General features: G+C 71.5%; 15 protein-coding genes and 2 pseudogenes. 6 read left to right on the top strand and 11 right to left on the bottom strand.

Features of this window, described 5'->3' with window-relative positions; all coding sequences use genetic code 11:
* The 3 genes and pseudogenes from AB0C69_RS23665 to AB0C69_RS23655 all read right to left on the bottom strand — a co-directional run.
* Positions 1 to 1,219: pseudogene (locus tag AB0C69_RS23665) on the bottom strand (hypothetical protein); the annotation flags it as partial.
* 242 nt (positions 1,220 to 1,461) lie between these two features.
* A complete protein-coding gene (locus AB0C69_RS23660; protein ID WP_360356966.1) occupies positions 1,462 to 2,442 on the bottom strand; it encodes an aldo/keto reductase in 981 nt (326 codons plus the stop codon).
* Between the two features lie 13 nt (positions 2,443 to 2,455).
* A complete protein-coding gene (locus AB0C69_RS23655) occupies positions 2,456 to 3,277 on the bottom strand; it encodes an EamA family transporter (RefSeq protein ID WP_360356964.1) in 822 nt (273 codons plus the stop codon).
* Positions 3,278 to 3,311: 34 nt separating this feature from the next.
* On the opposite strand from AB0C69_RS23655, the gene AB0C69_RS23650 reads away from it, so the two are divergent.
* The gene (locus AB0C69_RS23650; protein ID WP_353834808.1) at positions 3,312 to 3,794 is read left to right on the top strand and encodes an AsnC family transcriptional regulator; all 483 of its coding nucleotides are present in this window, start codon (positions 3,312 to 3,314) and stop codon (positions 3,792 to 3,794) included.
* A 165-nt stretch (positions 3,795 to 3,959) separates the two neighbouring features.
* On the top strand, positions 3,960 to 4,217 hold the full coding sequence (locus tag AB0C69_RS23645; RefSeq protein ID WP_360356961.1) for a hypothetical protein: 258 nt from the start codon (positions 3,960 to 3,962) through the stop codon (positions 4,215 to 4,217).
* 219 nt (positions 4,218 to 4,436) lie between these two features.
* Here AB0C69_RS23645 and AB0C69_RS23640 read toward each other — a convergent pair whose 3' ends face one another.
* On the bottom strand, positions 4,437 to 4,889 hold the full coding sequence (locus AB0C69_RS23640; RefSeq protein WP_360356958.1) for a hypothetical protein: 453 nt from the start codon (positions 4,887 to 4,889) through the stop codon (positions 4,437 to 4,439).
* A 326-nt stretch (positions 4,890 to 5,215) separates the two neighbouring features.
* Between AB0C69_RS23640 and AB0C69_RS23635 the strand changes: the two genes are divergently transcribed.
* The gene (locus AB0C69_RS23635) at positions 5,216 to 5,779 is read left to right on the top strand and encodes a sigma-70 family RNA polymerase sigma factor (RefSeq protein ID WP_345186980.1); all 564 of its coding nucleotides are present in this window, start codon (positions 5,216 to 5,218) and stop codon (positions 5,777 to 5,779) included.
* 2 nt (positions 5,780 to 5,781) lie between these two features.
* Positions 5,782 to 6,987, top strand: a complete 1,206-nt coding sequence (locus tag AB0C69_RS23630; RefSeq protein WP_360356954.1) for a CU044_5270 family protein — start codon at positions 5,782 to 5,784, stop codon at positions 6,985 to 6,987.
* A 60-nt stretch (positions 6,988 to 7,047) separates the two neighbouring features.
* Here the strand turns inward: AB0C69_RS23630 and AB0C69_RS23625 are convergent, their stop codons facing one another.
* The 3 genes from AB0C69_RS23625 to AB0C69_RS23615 form a co-directional block, all read right to left on the bottom strand.
* A complete protein-coding gene (locus AB0C69_RS23625; protein WP_345186986.1) occupies positions 7,048 to 7,296 on the bottom strand; it encodes a hypothetical protein in 249 nt (82 codons plus the stop codon).
* Between the two features lie 130 nt (positions 7,297 to 7,426).
* Entirely contained in the window at positions 7,427 to 8,449 is a 1,023-nt protein-coding gene (locus AB0C69_RS23620; RefSeq protein ID WP_360356950.1) for a DNA polymerase IV, read from the bottom strand.
* Between the two features lie 55 nt (positions 8,450 to 8,504).
* Positions 8,505 to 9,407 (bottom strand): phosphotransferase, encoded by a 903-nt coding sequence (locus AB0C69_RS23615; protein WP_360356947.1) that lies wholly within the window; start codon positions 9,405 to 9,407, stop codon positions 8,505 to 8,507.
* A gap of 147 nt (positions 9,408 to 9,554) precedes the next feature.
* Here AB0C69_RS23615 and AB0C69_RS23610 point away from each other — a divergent pair, with 147 nt between their 5' ends.
* Entirely contained in the window at positions 9,555 to 9,944 is a 390-nt protein-coding gene (locus AB0C69_RS23610; protein ID WP_360356944.1) for a hypothetical protein, read from the top strand.
* A gap of 51 nt (positions 9,945 to 9,995) precedes the next feature.
* On the opposite strand, the gene AB0C69_RS23605 is transcribed toward AB0C69_RS23610, so the two are convergent.
* Positions 9,996 to 10,364, bottom strand: a complete 369-nt coding sequence (locus AB0C69_RS23605) for a MerR family transcriptional regulator (RefSeq protein WP_360356969.1) — start codon at positions 10,362 to 10,364, stop codon at positions 9,996 to 9,998.
* Positions 10,365 to 10,415: 51 nt separating this feature from the next.
* Here AB0C69_RS23605 and AB0C69_RS23600 point away from each other — a divergent pair, with 51 nt between their 5' ends.
* Entirely contained in the window at positions 10,416 to 11,297 is an 882-nt protein-coding gene (locus AB0C69_RS23600; RefSeq protein WP_360356941.1) for an NAD(P)H-binding protein, read from the top strand.
* A 159-nt stretch (positions 11,298 to 11,456) separates the two neighbouring features.
* On the opposite strand, the gene AB0C69_RS23595 is transcribed toward AB0C69_RS23600, so the two are convergent.
* The 3 genes and pseudogenes from AB0C69_RS23595 to AB0C69_RS23585 form a co-directional block, all read right to left on the bottom strand.
* Complete coding sequence (locus tag AB0C69_RS23595) at positions 11,457 to 12,374, bottom strand: NADP-dependent oxidoreductase (RefSeq protein ID WP_360356939.1); 918 nt, start codon at positions 12,372 to 12,374, stop codon at positions 11,457 to 11,459.
* A gap of 221 nt (positions 12,375 to 12,595) precedes the next feature.
* The gene (locus AB0C69_RS23590; RefSeq protein ID WP_360356936.1) at positions 12,596 to 12,832 is read right to left on the bottom strand and encodes a hypothetical protein; all 237 of its coding nucleotides are present in this window, start codon (positions 12,830 to 12,832) and stop codon (positions 12,596 to 12,598) included.
* Between the two features lie 297 nt (positions 12,833 to 13,129).
* Positions 13,130 to 14,056, bottom strand: a pseudogene (locus AB0C69_RS23585) (DNA-directed RNA polymerase subunit beta'); the annotation flags it as partial.

The following is a 14,056-nucleotide window of genomic DNA, read 5'->3' as shown; positions in this document are numbered from 1 at the left end:
CCACCACGCCGTCATGGGCTGGGCGAAGGACGCCGAGCTCCTGCGGAAGGCGGGCGCGGGCGTCGAGCGGCTCGGCGACTGCTGCGGCCTGGCCGTAGCCCGGCTGCTGCGCCTGCTGCTGGCCCCACTGCTGCTGGCCCATGTCGAGCCGGGTGTGCTCGGCCATGCCGGGCGACTCGGCGGCGTGGCGCCCCTGGGAGGCGGCGGACGGGTCGAACGCCTCGGTCGGGCGCGCGTCCTCCACGTTGCCCTCACCGGGCGGACGGTACAGGTCGTCCACAGAGGGACCGGTCTGCTGCGCCCCGGCGCCGTAGCCGGACTCGGGCGGCGGGACCATCATCGTCCGCTCGTGGTCGGCCTGCCCCTGCTGCCCGCCGGGCTGGGACGACTCCGGCGACCACGGCTCGGGCGTGGACGGAGGCGTCGGGGCCTGCCACGGCTCGGCCGGGGGCTCCTGCCTGCGCTCGGGGCCGGTGGCGACGGGGATGTCGGTTCCGGGCGACCAGTGCAGCGTCGCCTGGTCGTCCACCACCGGGCGCTGCGGCTGCTGCGGCTGCTCGGGCGCACCGCCGGCCGGACCCGGGACGATCAGCGTCCGCTCTCCCCCGCCGTCCTGCGGCTGCGCGGGCCGCGGCGGCTGCTCGCCGTACGGGGGCTGGCCGTACTGCGGTTGCTGGTCCTGGGGCGCGCCGTGCATCGGCTGCTGCGGGTACCCGGACTGCTGCTGCGGAGGCTGCGGAGGCTGCTGCCCGTACGGCTGCTCGGGCTGCTGCCCCCACGGGGACTGTTCCGGCTGCTGCCCGTACTGCTGCGGCTGCTCGTACTGCTGCGGCTGCCCGTACTGGGGCTGCTGGTCCTGCGGGGGCGGGTATCCGCCCGGCCCTGGAGGCGTGCCGTAGGGCATCTGCGGCTGCTGCCCGTACTGGGGCTGCTGCTCCTGCGGTGCGCCGTAGGGAGGCGGGGGCGGGGGCTGCTCGCCGAACTGCTGCATCGGCTGTTCGACCATCGTGGGGGGCGGCGGGGCGGGCGCCTGCCGCTCCTCCTCGCGGGGCTGCGCCGGCTGTGCGGGGGGCCGGCCGCCCAACTGCGGAGCACCGAACACCACGGTGCGGTCACCCAGCGGCCGGGCGGGGGGCTCCTGGCCCTCCGGCGGCCTGGGGTGTCCCTCGTCCTCAGGCATCGGCCGCTGCGGACCCTGCGTGCCGTCGTTCTCGGTCATCGTCGGGCTCCTTCAGCGCCGTCGTCCCGGGGCTCCTCAGCTCCCGGAAGTCCGGAGACGCGCGGCGCATAACGCGGCCTCCGAACCTTGTCACCCATGTCCCCACCTGGCGGGCTTGCCATGCGTGGGCGTTCTCGCCACCAGCCTGCCCCGATCGCCGGTGGTATCGCAAATCACCACCCCTGATAGACGCGGGACGCCTCCGGAGCGTTCCGCCCCGGAGGCGACCTCCGCCGTGAACGTCAGGAATGCCCGATAACGCGATGGGGCCGGTACGGGGCCTGCATCCGGTCGATCTCCGCGTCCTCCAGCCGCAGGTCCGCCGCGGCGATCGCGTCGTCCATGTGAGTGAGCTTCGTCGCTCCCACGATCGGCGCGGTCACCCCCGGCTTGGCGAGCAGCCACGCGAGCGCTGCCTGCGCCGCCGGGACGCCCCGCTCCGCCGCGACCCCGCGCACGGCGTCCACGACGTCGAAGTCCGATTCCTCGTACAGGCTGTCGCCGTAGGAGTCGTTCTGGGACCGGACGGTCTTGCGCTCGCCGCCCCTCTCCCGGTTGCCCGCGAGCATCCCCCGCGCGAGCGGGCTCCACGGGATGACGCCCACCCCTTGGTCGAGACAGAGCGGAATCATCTCCCGCTCCTCTTCTCTGTAGACGAGGTTGTAGTGGTTCTGCATGGCCACGAATTTCGTCCAGCCGTGCTTGTCGGCGACGTGCTGCGCCTTGGCGAACTGCCAGGCGTACATGCTGGACGCCCCGATGTAGCGGGCCTTGCCCGACTTCACGACGTCGTGCAGCGCCTCCATGGTCTCCTCGATGGGCGTCCCGTAGTCCCAGCGGTGGATCTGGTACAGGTCGACATAGTCGGCGCCGAGACGCGTGAGGGACGCGTCGATGCTCGCCATGACGTGCTTGCGCGACAGTCCCCGGTCGTTCGGGCCGTCTCCCATGGGGAGGCACACCTTGGTCGCCAGCACGTAGTCGTCCCTGCGGGGGAAGAACTTCGGCAGAAGCCGTCCGGTCACCTGCTCGCTGACACCCATCGAGTACACGTCGGCGGTGTCGAAGAACGTGACGCCGCCGTCCACGGCCCGCCGGACGATCGGCTCCGCAGCCTCCTCGTCCAGGGCCCACGGCCGCACCGCCGGGTCGCCGTAGCTCATCATGCCGAGGCAGATCCGCGAGACCTTCATCCCGGTCTTCCCGAGCCGCACCTGTTCCATGACCTGTCTCCTCTCAACGTTCTCCACGGTGCCCCGCCACCCCAACGATCACCAACCCGACTCCGGCGATCTCCGCCGGTCCGGGGACCTGCCGCAGCACCACGAGCCCGGTCACGGTCGCGGTCGCGGGGAGCAGCGACACCATCAGCGCGTAGGTGGCGCGGCCGAGACGCGCCATCGCGAGTTGGTCGCACACGTACGGGATGACGGACGAGGAGATCCCGACGCCGATCCCCGCGGCGAGCGCGACGGGATCGCCCAGCACCGGCACGGCCTGCACACCGCCGATGGGAAGGACGACCACGCTCGCGGCCACCATCGCCATCGCCAACCCGTCGATGCCCCCGGCGTCGGACCGCGCGGCCTTGTGGGCGACGACGATGTACACAGCGAACAGTGCGGCGTTGGCGAACGCGAAGACGAACCCGAGCGGCTCTCCTTCGATCCGGACCTCCGTCAGGACGTACACGCCTCCGACAGCCGCGCCGAGCGCGACGATGTTGCGCCCTGTCCTCACCCCTAGAGCGGCCAGGAGGATGACGGGCAGGAACTCGATCGCCGCCACCGTCGCCAGGGGCAATCGTGCGATCGCCAAATAGAAGGACGCGTTCATCGCCGCGAGCACAACGCCCCACAGCAGGACCGTCCGCCGGCTCCTGCCTTTGGACCTCCGCCATAGCCTGCGCCAGACCACGAAGACGGCGGCGGCGCTCCAGATTCGTATCCCTGCCACGCCCAGGGGCCCGACACGGGGGAACAGCAGCACGGCGAACGACGGCCCCAGGTAGTGGAAGACCGCACTCCCGACAAAGTACGACCAGGGCGGAAACGGCATGGTCGTATCGTCGGGCTGTCCGTACGTTGGGGGAATGGCGAACCGAAGGGGCCGACCGGGTCGCGCCTACGAACCCAAGCCGCTCGATCCGACCGACCTGCAGATCCTCACCGAGCTGCAAAGGGACGGCCGAGCGTCCATCGCCGAGCTGGGCCGCCGCGTCGGGCTGTCCGCCCCGGCCGTCGCCGAGCGCGTCCAGCGCCTGGAGGACACCGGCGTCATCACCGGCTACCACGCCACCGTCGATCCGGTCACGCTCGGCTTCCCGATCGCGGTCCTGGTCCGGGTGAGCCCGAGCCCGCGCGAGCTGAGCCGCATCCCCAAGATCGCCGATGAGGTCCCGCAGATCGTCGAGTGCCACCGCATCACGGGCGACGACTGCTTCTACTTCATCGCGCACCTGCGCGCCGTCGAGGAGCTGGAACCGATCCTCGACCGCTTCACCCCGTACGCGAAGACGACGACGTCGATCCTCCAGTCGTCCCCGGTCCCCCGCCGCCCGCTGCCGCTGTCCTGACGCCCGCTAGGGATCCCCTGCCAGAGGCAGCGAGCGGGTCCCCGAGCGCGGTGAGGGACGCGGCTCATAAAATCCCCAGGCCTCCGCATCACATCCGCGGAGGGCCGCCGTCGCAGCGCCCAGGTCGCCGCGACACCTCGCAACGAAGAGAAGGGACACGGCAAGATGGAATTCCAGCGCTTGTCACAGGCAGCCGCCCTTGAGGTGGTGGCCGGTACCGATATCGACCCGTCCGAAGCGGCCCAGGCGATCAGCGAGGTCGACCAGTACGGCCGCGACGCCGTCATCAGCGCGATGGCGGCGGGCGCCACTGGTGACGAGGCCGTCGACGCTCTGGAACGGGGAGTCGACATGGGTCGGTACACCCAGCAGGTCGGGTACGGGCGTCCGCACGAGGAGGCCATCCGCCGGAGCCTTACCTGATCCGGAGGAGGCCGAGAAGATGGCGACCGCAGAAGCGATCGTCGTGAGTTCCGCCTTCTGAGAACCCGGCAACCGTTCACCCCTGCCGGCCTCCGTACGCACTGTGCGGGGGCCGGACTGCCCACCGGGGCAGAATGGCCCCTCGCGCACGCGAGGGGCCACCTGGTATGGGGCCGTCACCGGAGTGATGGCGGCCTGCTGTGGATCACAGCGCGGACGTCACGCCGTCGGCCACTTGCCCGACTGCTTGACGGTCACACCCTCCACCTTGTACTTCTTGTGGTCCTCCGCGTCCGGCACCACCACCACCTTGTACTCCGCGTTCTGCGGCGTGATGTTGGCCTCCGAACCGAAGAACCCGGTCGCGAAGCGCTTGATCTCGGACTCGACCTCGGCGATGTTGCCGCCGCGGACGGACGGAAGGTCGACCTGGCGTTCGACGGTGTTCCGCCGGTTGGGCCAGTCACGCCGGACGGTCACTCCCTCGACCGCGTACAGCTTCGAGTGGCTGAACCCCTCGTTCGTCAGCTTCGCGTGGTACTGGTCGGGGAACGCCAGCTTGGCGTCCGGGCCGAAGAACTCACGCGCCAGTCGTTCGATCTCCGCTTCGATCTCGGCGGCGTTGTCGCCGGTCACGCGGGGGATCCGAAGGGCGGGTTGCGGGTAGCTCATGAGAGCTCCTATGGGAAGGGGCGACGCGGCCGTAGAGACGGCGCCGCCCGATTTCGTTTGCTTCTCGCAGTGGGAACAGCCCGGTCAGTCCGAAGGTCCACTAGCGGACGTCCACGTGGGTTCGGGGTTCTGCCTGCTCAGCACAGATTCCTCGCAGCTCGCCTACATCCGGCTGACGGCTAAGCCGTCTTCGAACGCGCTGCCCTGGTCCGCGACCGGGTGGCAGGCGGAGGACGAATAGGCGCAACCGGGGGGCGGGGTTCGGGATAGAGGGAGTGTCAGCACTCCCCCCGGACACGGAGACCGCACTCCATGAAGAGACGCCTATGGCCATGGTGAGCCATGCCAGGGACGAGCTGGACGATTCGCGGATCGTCGCCGCCTCCCTGGAGGACCCCGAAGCGTTCGGCGAGCTGTTCCGCCGCCACTCGCCGCGGCTCCACGCCTACGTCAGGCGGCGCCTCGGCGGGTCCCTCGCCGACGACGTGGTGGCGGAGGCCTTCGCGACCGCGTTCCGGCGGCGCGACAGGTACGACGGGCGCGCGGAGTTCGGCGCCTGGTTGTGGGGCATCGCGAGCAACCTGATCGCCAAGCACCACCGCCACGAGACCCGCATGTACCGGGCGTTCGCCCGGACCGGCGCCGATCCCGCGGAGGACGGCGTCGCCGACAGGGCGAGCGAGCGCGCCTCCGCGGCGGCGTGCGGCCCCGGCCTGGCGCGGGCGCTGGCGTCGCTGGGCGCGCAGGACCGCAACGCCGTCCTGCTGCTGGCGTGGGGCGAGATGTCCTACGCCGAGATCGCGGTGACGCTCGGCCTGCCGGTCGGCACCGTCAAGGCCAAGATCCACCGAAGCCGGGCCAAGCTGCGCAAGGCCCTCTCCGAGGAGTGACCATGGATGAAATCGACGCCCTGCGGCAGATGCGGACGGGGCTCGCCGTGGAGGAGGCCCCGGAGCTGCTCGCCCGGCGCATCGACTGGCGAGCCGGCGGAGCGCCTTCCCGGCCTCGGCGCCGTCTCCGGATCCAGCTGGTGAGCGTGGCGGCGATCGCCGCCGTGGCCGCCGGGACGGTCGCCGCCGTCGTCTCCACGGGAGACGGCGACCCGGACGGTGCCCCCCGCGTGGAGAGCACCGTCCCCCTGAAGGGCAATGCGCTGCTGGTCGCCGCCACCAACGCGTTGAAGGCGCCCACCGGCAGGTACTGGCACACCAGAACCGTCATGGGGGACATCTACGCGGTCGGCAAGAGCGCCGCGGACCACTACAAGGTGGACTCCAGGCAGGGGAACGAGGCCTGGTTCGGCCCGGACGGCAAGGGGCGCATCACCCACATCGAGTTCGCCGACGTCCCGGTCACCGCCCAGGACAAGCGGAAGTGGGAGGCGGCGGGGTCTCTCAAGATGGTCCCCGTCCCGGACCCGGAAGGCACGGGGCAGACCGTGTTCCTCGACATGGCGTCCGAGGGAGGGCCGCCGAACTGGATGCCGGCCGACGACGACTTCGACGGCATGACCATGAAGCAGCTCACCGAGCTGCCCACGGAGCCGGGGGCGCTGAAGGAGGCCCTGCTCGGGCTCAGGGGGCACTGGCACGCCGTCTCCAAGAACGGGGAGAAGGCGGAGCCGATCCGCGCCTTGCGGGGGCAGGAGCGTGTGCGGGCTCTGAGCGACGTCGCCGGGGACCTGCTGTCCACCGCGCCGGCGCCGCCCAAGGTTCGCGCGGCGGTGTTCCGGATGCTCGCCGACCTGCCCGGAGTCAGGCCCGAGGGCCGGACGACCGACCCGCTCGGCCGCACCGGAACGGTGGTGTCGCTGCCGCTGACGACCACCGCGCCGCTCGGCCTGTTCACCGCCCCCAAGCAGCTCGGCACCTACCGGCGCCAGTTCATCGTCGACCCCGCCACCGGTTCCCTGCTGGCCATTCGCGACCTCGTGGCGAAGCCGCCCCACGGCAGTCGGCCGCTGCCGCCGGGTGACGACGGCCGGCCGCGCGCGCTGGAGGCGAAGGACATGCCCGACCGGTTCCACAAGCCCGGCGAGGTCGCCGCCTACCGGGCCTTCGCAGTCGCCGGATGGACCGACGCGCGTCCCCCGCGCTGACCCGTCCTGACGCCAAGGGGCCCGCTCCGTCCGGAGCGGGCCCCTTTCGCGGGTGGCGCCCTACGCGAAGGCGGAGCACTCCACGGTGGCGCGGCGTTCGGTCATGCCCTGCTGGACCGACGAGGTCACGCACGCGCGCTGCTTGTCGTTCAGCTTGGGCTGGCCGCACTCCTTGACGCTGGAGTAGGTGCGGCAGTCCTGGCGCGTGTTCTGGCCCCCCGGATCGGACGCCTGGGCGGCGGCCGCGCCGCCAACTCCCCCGATCCCGACCACAGCGGCGATCAGTGCCCCGGTCATGACCCTCTTCATGTGCTCTCTCCCCCGTCGCGTACGTCGAGCAACGACCGCCTTCATCCCCACCGCCAAAAACCCCAAAACCCGCCAAAGAGTCAAGAAAACGACGTCCACCTTCCCGCCATCCTCCGGGCAACTTCCCAGGTCATCGGGTGAACTCGGCGCGGACGCCCAGCAGCCGCACCGGACGCCGCCCGGTGAACCGGTCGAGCGCGGCGAGGGCGGCCTCCCGGATCCGGTCCGGCTCGCCCGACGGCGCCTCCAGCGTCCGGCCGTGGGTGCGGGTGGTGAACGGCACGTACCGGACCTTGACGACGACACGGGCGACGTCCCTGCCGTCCGCGGCCGCGTCTCCCGCGACCCTCCGCGCCAGCCGGACGACCTCGCGACGCACGTCCTCCCAGTCGTCCAGATCGCGCTGGAAGGTGGTCTCGCGGCCGCACGAGCGCGGGACGTACGGGGCGTCGCTCACCGGGGAGCCGTCCCGCCCCTGGGCGAGCCGCACCAGCCACGGCCCGGTCGCGGGACCGACCTCCCTGGCCAGGGCATCGGGATCCGCGGCCGCGAGATCGCCCACCGTGGCGATGCCGAGCCCCTTCAACCGCTTGGCCGTCTTGGCCCCGATGCCCCACAGCGCGTCGGTCGGCCGGTCACCGAGCACCTCGAACCAGGTCTCCCCGGTGAGCCGGAAGACTCCGGCGGGTTTGCCGAAGCCGGTCGCCAGCTTCGCCTGGAGCTTGTTCTCCCCGATGCCCACGGTGCATTCGAGCCCCGTCGCCGCCCGCACCCGGTCGCGGATCTCCCGGGCCAGGGCCTCCGGGTCGTCGCCGTCGAGGGCCAGGAACGCCTCGTCCCACCCCAGCACCTCCACCACGACGCCGAGGCCGCGCAGCGTGGCCATGACCTGTGCCGAGACGGACTCGTAGAGCTCCCTGTCGACGGGCAGGAACACGGCGTCCGGGCATCGCCGCACCGCCGTGCGCAGGGGCAGACCGGAATGGACGCCGTACTCGCGCGCCTCGTATGAGGCCGTGCTGACCACGCCGCGCTTGGCCGGATCGCCGTCCCCTCCGACGACGACCGGCCGCCCGCGGAGCTCCGGGTGCCGGAGCACCTCGACGGCGGCGATGAACTGGTCCAAGTCCACATGCAGGACCCACCGACCCACACCCCCATTGTCCCGCACCGGACCGAAGGCGCTCCTTCGGCCGGGCGTCGCGCCTCTAGTCGCCTTCCGCGGGGAAGAGCCATTCCAGTGCGGCGAGGGACTTGTCGAGGTACTCGCGGTGCCCGGTCTGGAGTCCGTAGGCCATGTCCTCCAGCACGCCGCACCTGGCGTAGAAGCCCGCGCGCGCCGTGATGTCTTCGACGTCGGCCCGGTATCCGCTCAGGGCCCGGTCAAGGGCCTCGGGTCCGAGGTCTCGGTAGAGCAGGCCGAAGTCGCGGGCCGGATCGGTGATCGCGGCGTCGCTCCAGTCGATGACCCCGGTCACGGTCCACGCGTCCGGGTCGACGAGGACGTGTTCGATCCCCAGGTCGTTGTGAGAGAACACCAGCTCACGCGGGGCGGCCGGAGGCGGCGCGCCGAGAAACGCCTCCACGGCGGGACGGTGCGCGGGCGGCACCGCCACCTGGGAGATCGAGGCGTAGATCTGCGCGGACTCCTCCGCCCACACCGCCATCGGCGCGTCGTCGGTCTCCACCAGGCCCGCCATCTCGGCGACCGGAACCGCGTGCAGCGCGCCGAGGAACTCCCCGAGCGCGACGGCGACGGAGCCGCCGTGGCCCGATCGCCGCGCCGGATCGGCATCGATCAGGGGGAGACCGGGGAGCTTGAAGTAGGCCAGGCAGCCCTGCTCGGCGACGGTGAAGCCCGGCTCGGGCACCGGTACGGGCGACACGTCCGCGACGGCGGCGAGCAGGCGGGCCTCGTCGCGGACCACCGCGGCCCGGCTGGCGGGGTCGGGCTCCTTGCTGAAACGGACGATCAGCTCATCGTTGACCTGGAAGGCGATGTTGTCCTCGCCCTCTCCCAGCAGCACCACGGAGTGGATGTCGTAGCCGGGCATCTGCGCCGCCACCACGTCCCGGACCTCCGCGGCCCGGGCGCTCCCCTGCGTCACCATGCGCCTACGCCCGCCCCGCCCTCGATCCTCGTCACCCTTCGACGCTATCGCCTGAGATCAGCAACCAGTCGAAACACCGGCCGTTTCGCCGACGGTTTCCGGCCGGGTCCGGGATCCTTTCATCGAACGACTTACGGAGACGGCCGCATGAGCACACCGCACCATCCCGCCGGCGGCGCCCGGCCCTGGCCCACCGACAAACTGAACGCGCTGCGCCGCGGCCGGCGGCTGGTCACCGAGGTTCCCGTCACCCGAACCGGTCGGCGGGCCTTCGTCGACATCACCCCGCTCAGCACCCCGGCAGACGCCCAAGCCCGGCGAGAAGGCTGGAGACAAGCCGCCCACGGCCGCACCTTCCGGTTGCAGCACTGGGACTATGACGCCGAGCGCATCGCCGGCTTCGACTACGACATCGGAGCCGTTCTGGTCAAAGCCACGACGGTCGCCGGTGAGGATGAGCTGACCGCGACGCTCGAAACGTGGCAACTGCACCCTGACCAGTTCCTGTATCCCTGGGAGACCGACGACCCGAAGTAGCCGCAGGGCGTCGCGCGTTCGACGGGCCGGCTGTTGCGGGCCGACGCAGATTCATGCTTCGCGGACGAAAGTGGCGCAGTCCGGGCAGTCGTCGAGGTAGCGGTGCCGGCACTCGACGGTGTGCCGCAGAAAGGTGATCGCCTGCTGTCGGTGGGCGACCTCGCTCTCGAGTGCGCCGATCTTCGCCCTCACGACCGCCTGTGCCGCCGACCGCGTCGGCGCCATCGCGGCGGTGACCTCGGGCAGCGAGAGCCCGACCCGCCGCAGTTTCAGCACCGTGCGCGCCTGCTCCAGAGCACTGTCGTCGTAGACGCGGTAGCCGTTGCCGTCGCGACGCACGGTGAGCGCTCCGGCGTCTTCCCAGTGCCGCAGCACGTGGGCCTCGACCCCGAGTTCGGCAGCCGCTTCCCCGATCTTCATCACCACGCGCGCCTTGCCTTCATGTCGACCTGAACCCCTAGCGTCTCGATCATGCCTGACAGCACCCCCACAGCGGACCCCCGTCCCCCTTCATCGATCCTGGTCACCGGCGCGGCCGGCAATCTCGGCCGGGAGGTCGTCACCCGTCTCCAGGCGCATGGCGGGCACGTCCGGAGCCTTCTGCGCCGTCCGATCCCTCCGCGTGCCGGAGTCGAGTCCGTGGTCGGCGACCTCACGGATCCCGCCGTTGTCCGCGAGGCGCTCGTGGGCGTCGACGCCGTCTTCCTCATCTGGCCGCTGCTCGATCCCGCCCCCGCCCACAACCTGGTCGCGGAGCTCAATGCGGCAGGACCCCGTGTCGTCTACCTGTCCACGACCGCCATAGACGACGGAACCGCTCGCCAGAGTGATCCCATCGCCCAGGTGCACATGGACATGGAAGGACTGCTCCACGAAGCCGGCCTGCACCCGGTGGTGCTGCGCAGCGACACGCTGGCCTCCAACACACGTGGCTGGGCGCCGCAGTTGCGGGCGGGCGACGTGGTCTCAGGCCTGGAGATCGCGCGCACAGCCGTCGTGGACGAGCGCGACGTCGCTGATGCGGCCGCAACCGTACTGCTCGCGCATCACGACCGGCTGGACCAGGCGTTGCACGTGCTGACCGGCCCCGAGGTCCTCAGCCGCGCCGACCAGGTCGCTCACCTCGGTGCTGCTCTCGGACGGCCGCTGCGCTTCGAGGCACTGCCCGCCGATCTGGCGCGATCGAGGATGCTCGCGGACGGTCGTCCCGAGCCGCTGGTCGACGCGCTGATCGCTGCCTCGGTACGGCGGCCTGAGTCGAGCCGCGTCACCGATCACGTCGAGCGCCTGACCGGCCGACCCGCGGGCGCCTTCGCGAAGTGGGCGCTGGACCACGTCGCCGACTTCGGGTGAGCGGCCGCTCCGGTCAGACTTCCCAGAGGGCGGCTTCGAGGACGGCGGCGACGTCGTCGACGGCTTCCTGGCAGAGCCGTGGCATGAACTCCCGGAGCGGCTCGACGATCGCATCGGGAACGGTCCCAGTCCAGGGCCGGACGGGCGCCTCTCCGCCGGTCAGGGGCGGAGGACGATCTTGCCGTGCGTGTGGCGCCGTTCCAGTTCGCGGAAGGCGTCCCGCACCTGGGCCAGCGGGTAGACGTTGGCGATCGTCACTTCCAGCTCTCCCCGTGCGGCGAGGCGGGCCAGCTCGCCGAGGACGGCCGCGCACGCCGCCGTGCTCTCTCCGGCGGTCTGCGCGCCGACCCTGGCCGCGGTCCCCCAGTCGCGGATCGTGTTGATCCGCTCGGGCCGCACGCCCAGCTCCACCGCCAGGTCGACGTAGCCGGTGCCGAACGTGTCGATGAACGCGTCGACCGTCCCGCCGGAGGCCTGCTCGATCCGCTCGGCCACGCCGTCCCCGTACTCGACCGGGATGACGCCGTGCTCCTTCAGCCAGGCGTGGTTCGGCTCGCTCGCCAGCCCGATCACCGTGGCGCCGCGCCGCCGCGCGAGCTGCACGGCGAGGGACCCGACGCCGCCCGCCGCGCCGGAGACCACGACCGTGTCGGACGGTCCGGGGTCGACCGCGAACACGCAGGCGTACGCGGTCGCGCCCGCCACCTGCAACGATCCGGCCACCTCCCAGGACAGCCCCGCCGGGCGCGGCGTCAGCCGGACGTCGTCGACCGCGACGAACTCCGCGTGGCTCGCCCTGTCGTGGGTGAAGCCGAGGACCTCGTCGCCCATCGCGAACCCGCGCACCTCCGGCCCGAGCTCCACGATGACACCGGCCAGGTCGGTGCCCTGCCCGGAGGGGAACGTCGCGGGCCAGCGCGCGTGCAGCCCGCCCTCCCGGATATGCGTCTCGCCGGGCTGGATGCCCGCCGCGCGGACCTCCACCAGCACCTGCCCGGGACCGGGCACCGGACGCTCCACGTCCTCCACCCGCAGGACGTCGATCCCGCCGTACTCGTGGAACCGCACCGCCTTCATCGCGTGATCACCGCTCTTCCTCGTCCGTCGCGGCCTTCGCTGGCCGCGCTTCCGAGCCTGCCCGGTTTCCCGCGGCGGAGGAAGGGACCGTTCTCCCTAGGATCGCCAGTCCGAGGATGCCCGGGACGCACCGCGGCGGACCGATGAGAAGGGGCAGGACCCCGTCGCAGTAGAAGCGGGCCCGGCATCGCCGGACCCGCTTCACGTCAACGGTGATCAGCTCACCGCTGCTGCTCCTGGGCGTGTCGCCTCCGCGCCTCCGTGCGCAGGTCGTTCGCGACGGCGTCGACGGAGGTGCCCGGGCTGACCGGGACGGTCAGCCCCCTGGAGTGGATGCCCTCGACGACCTCGCCGCTGACCTCCAGGTCCACTGTCCGGCCGGTGGCGACGGCCGTCTCCAGCGCCTCGTAAGCGGCGGCCCGGGGGTCGCTGCTCTGGGACGTTACGCGTTCGCGCATTACGTCTCCTTCTGGGGTGTTTCAATTGGCTCCCGCAAGCGGGACTTCACACGGGAGACCGTCCCAGGGGATGTGGACGACGCCAGTCGGCGCGGGGCCACTGCCAGCAAGGACTGCCGGATCCGGGCGGGCCCGCCCCGCCTCATCGCGGTCCGTCAGGAAGGCGGGAGCCAGCGCGCGCGGGCACTCGTCCGGCTCATGGATGCGGAAGTCACCCCGGCAGAAACGGGCGAGGCCCCTTCCGGAGATTCCGGAAGGGGCCTCGCCTTCGCGCTGCTTCGGTGCGCGTCAGCCGCCTCAGCGGTTGTACTGACCGAAGTCGTACTCCTCCAGCGGGACGGCCTCGCCGGAGCCCTGCCCGAAGGCGTACTCGGCGCCGTCGTCGTAGGAGCCGACGGAGTACACCGCCGCCTTCGCCTCCTCGGTCGGCTCGACCCGGACGTTGCGGTACTGCGGCATGCCGGTACCGGCCGGGATGAGCTTGCCGATGATGACGTTCTCCTTGAGGCCGAGCAGCGGGTCGCTCTTGGCGTGCATCGCGGCCTCGGTGAGCACCCGGGTCGTCTCCTGGAAGGACGCCGCCGACAGCCACGACTCGGTCGCGAGCGAGGCCTTGGTGATGCCCATCAGGACGGGGCGGCCGGCGGCGGGGACCCCGCCCTCGGCCACGACGTTCCGGTTCGTCTCCTCGAAGATCGGCCGCTCGACCAGGTCACCCGGGAGCAGGTCGGTGTCGCCCGACTCCAGGATGTTCACCCGCTTCAGCATCTGGCGAACGATGATCTCGATGTGCTTGTCGTGGATCGACACGCCCTGCGACCGGTACACCTCCTGCACCTCCTGGACGAGGTGGAGCTGCACGGCGCGGGGACCGAGGATGCGCAGCACCTCGTGCGGGTTGATCGCACCCGCGATGAGCTGCTGGCCGACGCCCACGGCCTCGCCCTCCTTGACCAGGAGGCGGGACCGCATCGGCACCGGGTAGGCGATCTCGTCGGAGCCGTCGTCCGGGACGATGACGACCTTGCGGGCCTTCTCCGTCTCGTCGATCTTGACGCGGCCGGCGACCTCGCTGATCGGGGCCACACCCTTGGGGATGCGGGCCTCGAACAGCTCCTGGACACGCGGCAGACCGTGCGTGATGTCGCCGCCCGCCACACCGCCGGTGTGGAAGGTGCGCATCGTCAGCTGCGTGCCGGGCTCGCCGATGGACTGCGCGGCGAT

The sequence above is a fragment of the Actinomadura sp. NPDC048032 genome, from assembly GCF_040653175.1.
Lineage (GTDB): Bacteria > Actinomycetota > Actinomycetes > Streptosporangiales > Streptosporangiaceae > Spirillospora > Spirillospora verrucosospora.
This window is presented reverse-complemented; position numbering and strand designations above follow the sequence as displayed.

Coding starts and splice junctions, on each gene's coding strand:
- AB0C69_RS23660 (WP_360356966.1), bottom strand. CDS start 2,442: ATGGAACAGGTGCGGCTCGGGAAGACCGGGATGAAGGTCTCGCGGATC.
- AB0C69_RS23655 (WP_360356964.1), bottom strand. CDS start 3,277: ATGCCGTTTCCGCCCTGGTCGTACTTTGTCGGGAGTGCGGTCTTCCAC.
- AB0C69_RS23650 (WP_353834808.1), top strand. CDS start 3,312: ATGGCGAACCGAAGGGGCCGACCGGGTCGCGCCTACGAACCCAAGCCG.
- AB0C69_RS23645 (WP_360356961.1), top strand. CDS start 3,960: ATGGAATTCCAGCGCTTGTCACAGGCAGCCGCCCTTGAGGTGGTGGCC.
- AB0C69_RS23640 (WP_360356958.1), bottom strand. CDS start 4,889: ATGAGCTACCCGCAACCCGCCCTTCGGATCCCCCGCGTGACCGGCGAC.
- AB0C69_RS23635 (WP_345186980.1), top strand. CDS start 5,216: ATGGCCATGGTGAGCCATGCCAGGGACGAGCTGGACGATTCGCGGATC.
- AB0C69_RS23630 (WP_360356954.1), top strand. CDS start 5,782: ATGGATGAAATCGACGCCCTGCGGCAGATGCGGACGGGGCTCGCCGTG.
- AB0C69_RS23625 (WP_345186986.1), bottom strand. CDS start 7,296: ATGAAGAGGGTCATGACCGGGGCACTGATCGCCGCTGTGGTCGGGATC.
- AB0C69_RS23615 (WP_360356947.1), bottom strand. CDS start 9,407: ATGGTGACGCAGGGGAGCGCCCGGGCCGCGGAGGTCCGGGACGTGGTG.
- AB0C69_RS23610 (WP_360356944.1), top strand. CDS start 9,555: ATGAGCACACCGCACCATCCCGCCGGCGGCGCCCGGCCCTGGCCCACC.
- AB0C69_RS23605 (WP_360356969.1), bottom strand. CDS start 10,364: ATGAAGATCGGGGAAGCGGCTGCCGAACTCGGGGTCGAGGCCCACGTG.
- AB0C69_RS23600 (WP_360356941.1), top strand. CDS start 10,416: ATGCCTGACAGCACCCCCACAGCGGACCCCCGTCCCCCTTCATCGATC.
- AB0C69_RS23595 (WP_360356939.1), bottom strand. CDS start 12,374: ATGAAGGCGGTGCGGTTCCACGAGTACGGCGGGATCGACGTCCTGCGG.
- AB0C69_RS23590 (WP_360356936.1), bottom strand. CDS start 12,832: ATGCGCGAACGCGTAACGTCCCAGAGCAGCGACCCCCGGGCCGCCGCT.